The organism is Adonisia turfae CCMR0081, from assembly GCF_011009555.1.
Classification (GTDB): domain Bacteria; phylum Cyanobacteriota; class Cyanobacteriia; order Phormidesmidales; family Phormidesmidaceae; genus Leptothoe; species Leptothoe turfae.
Window position 1 is genome coordinate 8,157 of sequence record NZ_QXHD01000003.1, and the last position, 6,004, is coordinate 14,160.

At 43.2% G+C, this 6,004-nt stretch carries 3 protein-coding genes and 2 pseudogenes; all 5 read right to left on the reverse strand.

From position 1 onward, the window contains the following. A pseudogene (locus DXZ20_RS00780) lies at positions 1-250 on the reverse strand (lysozyme); the annotation flags it as partial. Positions 251-517: 267 nt separating this feature from the next. Continuing rightward, a complete protein-coding gene (locus DXZ20_RS00785; RefSeq protein ID WP_163695731.1) occupies positions 518-1,834 on the reverse strand; it encodes a hybrid sensor histidine kinase/response regulator in 1,317 nt (438 codons plus the stop codon). Positions 1,835-1,954: 120 nt separating this feature from the next. Continuing rightward, a complete protein-coding gene (locus DXZ20_RS00790) occupies positions 1,955-4,675 on the reverse strand; it encodes an ATP-binding protein (protein ID WP_163695734.1) in 2,721 nt (906 codons plus the stop codon). Positions 4,676-4,910: 235 nt separating this feature from the next. Continuing rightward, complete coding sequence (gene gntF / locus DXZ20_RS00795; RefSeq protein WP_163664970.1) at positions 4,911-5,681, reverse strand: guanitoxin biosynthesis pre-guanitoxin forming N-methyltransferase GntF; 771 nt, start codon at positions 5,679-5,681, stop codon at positions 4,911-4,913. Between the two features lie 54 nt (positions 5,682-5,735). Further along, positions 5,736-6,004, reverse strand: a pseudogene (locus DXZ20_RS00800) (hypothetical protein); the annotation flags it as partial.

Genomic DNA, 6,004 nt, shown 5'->3' on the forward strand with positions numbered 1-6,004 from the left:
GAGGGTTGGAAATCGGCGGGGGGGCGGGGGGTTGCGGCTTGGGTTGCGGCTCATCGACCCCGGTCCCTACGGATACCAGGAAAAACCCTGGTGCATCATCACTATTAAGCCAGTCCTTGAGCACCTTAGTCCGAAAAAAGGTTTCACCCTCTACATCACCCTGACGTGGGGACTTGTCAATTTTCTGGCGGTAGTAACCACCCTCCATTAGATAAATGGCTTTATCAGTTTCCTTAATCCAAGTCCCCATAGGTCCTCCAAACGATGCTGATGTAGGAAAGCGAAATGTTAACCAAGCTCAGGTCCCTGCAAATGTTAGCAGGATATGACTATGCGGTTAGATATCTAAATAGATATCTATTTGTTGGGTTTTTGGTGGATTTTTAGGTGAATTTCAATGAATCTAAATCAATTTAAAATCCTCTCTAGTTTCCTGAAACCCAGCCTTGCCGCTCCTGAGTATGATTTAGCCTTGCCAATAGCCTGGATTGGCAAGTTTCACAGAGCCGTTCATCCCCTAAACTGATTTAGTTGAGGCAATGGGAATTTCAATCAGAAACTGGGTCCCTGGCTGGTTTGGAATGGGCTCACACCACAGTTTGCCTTTGTGGGTTTCAGTTACGATGGTGTAACTGATGGACAACCCCATACCGATACCTTTGCCGACGGATTTGGTCGTAAAGAAGGGGTTGAAGATTTGCGATCGCAAATTTTCCGGCACGCCCATACCGTTATCCATAATTCTGATCAGCAGCCGATTATCCTGGATCGCTGTCGAAATTTTAATCATGCCGGGATCTGCGATCGCATTTTCCACAGTTCGGTGAGCATCACGCTCATTCACAGCCTCAATGGCGTTACTCAACAAATTCATAAATACCTGATTGAGCTGCCCTGCATAGCATTCAACCAGAGGTAAGACCCCGTAATCTTTAACAACCTGAATATCAGGATAGTGATTGCTACGTTGCAAGTGACTTTGCAAAATGGTGAGGGTACTATCGATACCCTCATGGATATCAGCCAGTTTAATCTCTGCCTCATGGTGTCGCGAAAACGTCCGCAGAGAAAGCACAATGTCACAGATCCGACTAGTGCCAAGGCTCATAGAGTTTAAGATCTTCATTAGATCCTGCTCAAGATAGTCCAGATCCAGTTCATCGATCTTGTCAGCAACTGCCTTTGGAGGGTTGGGAATATGCTGCTTATAGAGTGAGATAATGCTCAATAGATCTTCCACATAGCGCTCAGCGTGGTGAAGATTGGCATGGATAAAATTCACTGGATTATTGATTTCATGGGCAACCCCTGCAACAAGTTGCCCCAAGCTCAGCATCTTTTCATTATGTACCAGTTGTATTTGTGTTTTCTTAAGTTCCTCAAGGGCCCGCTGTAGCTCTCTCTCGGCCTGCGTTCTCTCAGTAATTTCACTGAGTAACTGCATTTGTGTGTGTCGCAATGTCAGGTGCACTTTAACCCGTGCTAGCACCTCATCAGGGTGGATCGGCTTAGTAATGTAGTCAACGGCACCTATGCTGAGGCCTTTAACCTTATCGACCTCATCGGTCAGGGCTGTCATAAAGATAACTGGAATATCTCGGGTCCTTGGATTCTGCTTGAGTTTTTCACAGACTACAAATCCATCCAGCCCTGGCATCATCACATCCAGTAGAATAAGATCTGGAACTATTTTTTCTAATTTCTTAAAAGCACTCTCTGCATTTTTAGCAATTGAAACTTTGTAATTAGACTGTTGAAGAAATTCATAGAGGAGTTTAATATTAGTTGGAATATCATCAACAATCAAAATTTCACTTCGTTGGGAGCTCAACATAATCTAGCGAGGTCCAAAGAAAAAATTAACGAGGTATTTAAAGTAAGCGTTGAATCTGGTGAGTCTAGTTACTCTAGATTTCCCAAAAGTTAGTTTGTCTCTAAAGGGACATCCTATGGTTTAAAAGTTTATATGGGGTTTCACAAGTTGGACAATCCCTTCATCATCAAAGTCATCAGCTAGTTTCAACAACTGATCAACAAATGGAGCATAGTCTGAACCAAGCTGTTTGAGGTGAGCAACTTCAGCTTGAATATCTGCAATATACCCCTTTTCAGCTGCCTCATAGAGAGGCATCAGGATATCTGAGGATGGCACAACCATCTCAACCCCAAGATTAGGCGACACAGCTTCTACAGGTTTTAAGTCATATTGCCACTCTAAGCGCAAGAGCTGTTGAAGCTGATTTATAAGCTCTTGTGCTTGTATCGGTTTTGATAAAAAGCCACTAAATCCAGTCTCAATGCTGGCTTCTAAATCTCCACCAGATAAGTGTGCCGAAGAAGCAATAATAGGCACAGATTGGAATTCTTTCAAATTATGAAGCTGTTTGAGAAGTCCATAGCCATCCAAGTTGGGCATCAGCAAGTCTGTAATCACTAAATCTGGTAGAAATGATTTAGCCTTAGTGATGCCATCCTGGCCATCCTGAGCTTCCAATACTTCAAATCCAAGGGGTTCTAAAAGATTGACGATCACAGAGCGATTTTCCCATCGATCATCGACGACTAAAATTTTTCTACCTTTACCGTCATATCCCGTCAGCTCACCTAAACCTGGCTGTTCAAGGTTACTTTGAAGCCAGTCCTCAGCAAGGGGACAAACTACGTCAAATTCAAAGACACTGCCTTCGCCCAAGGTACTTTTAACCTGAATATGGCTGTCCATCAGCTGAATAATTTGCTGGCTAATGGCAAGACCTAATCCAGTGCCTTCAATTACATATTTGGTGTTATCTGTCTGCTCAAAAGGCGCAAAAATTTTCTCAAAGTTATCAGTTGCAATGCCAACACCGGTGTCTTCAACAGCAAAATGAAGCTGCGTAAGTAATGGATTCTGGGGATCAGCTTGCGCTTCCACCTTCAGTGTGACCCTACCCGCGTCAGTAAATTTAACTGCATTGCCAAGGAGATTTAACAAAACCTGCCGTAACCGTTTTTCATCAGCAACGATGCCTGGCGGCAAGGTATCGAGAGGCTCAAAAATCAGGGGTAAATTTTTCTGATCGGCACGAATCCGACAAATTTCCACAACTCCTTGTACAAAAGAAGGAAAATGAAAGGGGCTAGGATTTAATTCCAATTTTTGCGCCTCAATTTTAGAAATATCTAAAACATCATTAATTAGAGTTAAGAGATGACCAGCGCATTGGGAAATAGTCCGAATACTTTTACGGTCTTTGTCAGGGCGATTTTTTTGAAGTTGCAGAATTTGGGCATATCCTAAAATGCCATTCAGCGGTGTTCTAAGCTCATGGCTCATATTCGCTAAGAACTCGCTTTTAGCATGGTTGGCCATATCTGCAAGATCCTTCGCTTCAGCTAACTGAGCAGTACGCTCTGCAACTCGGGTTTCCAGCATTTCAAAGGCATCTTGCAACTGTTCTGCCATTTGGTTAAACGCAGACGATAACCCTTGTAGTTCGCGAATTCCCCTAACTTGCAGCGATTGGTCCAAATCTCCCGTTGCGATCGCTTGACTAGCCAAATTTAATCGCTGAATCGGCGCACTAATCCAGCGAGACGTCAGAAATCCTAGTAAAGTTGCAATCACCAGGGCTGCAACACATAGCATGACCGTATTACGGGTGTTGGCATTAATTGCTGCCATAAAGTCAGACTCTGGGATGGCAACCACCACCAGCCAGTCCAACCCATAATCATCTTGCCAGGGAGACACCTGGACGAACTGTCGGCTGCCGTCTGTTCGAAATTCTAGTTGCTGGCCATTCTGGATATTTTCAAAGCCATTAAATTCCGCTTCCAGATATTGAGCGGTTGCTCGAATAATTGAATCAGAACTTTCTAGGGCACTCAGGCGCTGGGGTTCTCCATCGACTACATTGTAAGTTTTGGCTTCACTAGAATTACCTATCAGCAGACCATCCCGTTCCATCAAAAAGGCTTTGCCATTGGGGCTGATATCTAGTTTTTTCAGAAAATTACTAATATCACTCAGGAGCAGATCAATACTCAATGCCCCAAAAAGCTGACCTTCAGTGTCATAAAGGGGGAACGAAGCAGATGCAGCAACATAGTCTTCGAATCCTTCTGCATTATAAATACTGCTCCATGTTGGTTGCCCTGCATTGACAGCATCGAGATACCACTGGTCTTCAGGAGCGTAATATTCAGTAGCATCTAATACATCGGTACGATTTCCTTGAGCATCGGTGCCATAGGTATAGTCTTTCCCATCTGCTAATGAATGTTCGACGATAGTGACACCTTGACCTGCTAGCCAGCGTCCAGCTCCCACCCCTTCTCCTGACTCCAGGTAATACCCAATAAAATTGATATCTGGATAGGTTTGTGCCCTTTGCCATAGGTTACGACCGGTCAGCTCAAAATTTTTGATATCAAGGACTCCAGTTTGTAACTCATCGACGGTTATGGCACCCAGTTCATGGGGACGAGATAGGTAACTGTCTAAATGCTGATCAACCCGGCCACTAATTTCATTACTAAGACGTAAAACCAAGCTATTAACAGCCTTTTGACTATTTCTGAAGGACAGATATCCCACTAACCCTACAGCTGAAAAAATTTGCAAAACGAATGGGACGACAAGCACAAGGCTTAACGGCGTCCCATGGGGCATTTGACTGTGTTTTCTGTCCATAGCCATAGGTTTTGGGTTCAACACTGTAGGGAAATAGATGACGATGTACTTTACCAACTTCTGTAAGGTTATTGGAAAAGACTCGATTCAGCTATATCCGCTAGAGTGCCCAGGAAAAAAATGGCTAACCACAGGCCATAGATGGCTATATCATCACTTTTTCATGAAACAAGTGGCTCATTGAGACGACTTAAGAGTTTAAAGTTGTCAGGTTTGTTTTTGTTAAAACTCAGATTTAAGAAGATTTAACACCACAAGCAAAGATGGTATAGAAAAATCCCTGTTCTGAATATTCAGGTAAATCTCTAACACGAATGTCAAGATTGACAAACCCATTGTCTAAAAAACAGCTCAGTACATCTTGGGGATTCAGTTCCGTAGATGGGAAACAGTTGTCACCAACTCGATAATAGTTACCAGAACCACAGGCTGAGGTGATCAATGTGCCACCAGGTTGCACCATGCCCATAATATTACGCATATAGGTACGCCACTCGTCTTTATTGAGGCTAATACCTTCTGCACAATAATGGGCTGTCACCAATGGATAAAACGTGCGTTTGCTTTCCCCTAAAGGATTAGGTTCTCTGACATCACCCGGGGTAATTAGGGTGACTTTTTGACGTGCGTCTAGCTCTCTTTGCTGAACCTCTAGAGGATCAGGCAATTGATGGCCTTCAAGCTGTAATACCTTTTGAGTGAAAAGCTGCCAATCGTAGGCTGTTGGATCTCCAGAAAACCATTTCTTTAGTTCAATTAAATTGGACTCAACATATTCAGAAACATGAATCTCGTGGGCCTTAGTTACCAAAGGTAAAATATGGGAAATAATAGGTCCACTGCCAAAATCTAATGCAACTGGGACAGACTCGATTCGCTTTAAAGACTCTACCAAAAACTCCAAACAGTATTGTTCGTCAGGCATAATTCCAGAATAGTATTCTTGCAAATACTGTTTCGGATCCCAGGCAGAATAATCTGTGTACTTCGTTTCAACAGCTTGCATTGGTTCTCTCCAAATTTACTAATGAATAGTCGTGTTTAGTTTGAGCAGAAAACATTAACTAATGTTTTCTAAATATTTCATTAACATCTGCTTATCAACTGCTGGACAAGCAATTTGGGTTTGATTTAGCCCCTGTAGGGTATTTCGACAATCAAACATTTGGGTGCCTGCTAACCAGATTTCTAGGCGAGTAAGAGAATGTCCTTGTACCACCTCCATTAAGACTTTAGCTAGGGGGCTAAGGGCATTATGCACATTAATTACTTCACGCTGCCACTGTTCATAGGGGGATGTTCTAACAGAATAGCCCAATTGGTTCAGCC

Coding starts and splice junctions, on each gene's coding strand:
- DXZ20_RS00785 (WP_163695731.1), bottom strand. CDS start 1,834: ATGTTGAGCTCCCAACGAAGTGAAATTTTGATTGTTGATGATATTCCA.
- DXZ20_RS00790 (WP_163695734.1), bottom strand. CDS start 4,675: ATGGACAGAAAACACAGTCAAATGCCCCATGGGACGCCGTTAAGCCTT.
- gntF (WP_163664970.1), bottom strand. CDS start 5,681: ATGCAAGCTGTTGAAACGAAGTACACAGATTATTCTGCCTGGGATCCG.